Genomic DNA, 531 nt, shown 5'->3' on the forward strand with positions numbered 1-531 from the left:
CAGAAGTTTTCCAACCTCTTCAATAAGTCTTTCAATCTGTGAAATATCAGTTTTACAATATCCGAGCCTTTTAGAAAAACCGAGAAGATACTCTGTTTCAGCTAATGATCCCAGTGCTATATTTATAAATTGAAGAAGCTCCTTTTTGCCTTTTCTCGCATAACCTTCTGCTATGTTTGCAGGTATGGATAAAGCTGCTCTTCTTAATTGAGAAGTTAAACCAAAAATCTCAGATTTAGGAAAATTATTTGTTAGTTTGTAAATCTCAAAGGCAAGTTCATCAGCTTTTTGAAAAACAATAAGCTCTTTATATTTTGCCATAGATTAATTATATCAAAACTTTTTAGTTCTTCCGCTCTACAGACTTCCGCTCTTCCGCTCTAAGACGTCGCAATCCCTTCTAAATGAGGTCAGATTTAGAGCAGCAGAGCAGTAGCGCAGTAGAGCAGTAGTCAAAGACCTTTTAGAGCAACTCCCTCTTACGAAGTAACTGGAAATTAAAGAAACTGCTGCTCTGCTGGTCTGCTGGTC

The 531-nt window shown here is 37.1% G+C and carries 1 protein-coding gene; it reads right to left on the reverse strand.

Going from position 1 to position 531, the window contains the following annotated elements; all coding sequences use genetic code 11:
• Positions 1–321 (reverse strand): four helix bundle protein (locus tag N2257_10860; GenBank protein MCX7794885.1); only part of this gene is annotated, 321 nt, incomplete at its 3' end.
• Positions 322–531 lie beyond the last annotated feature (210 nt).

Source organism: Thermodesulfovibrionales bacterium (assembly GCA_026417875.1).
Lineage (GTDB): Bacteria > Nitrospirota > Thermodesulfovibrionia > Thermodesulfovibrionales > CALJEL01 > CALJEL01.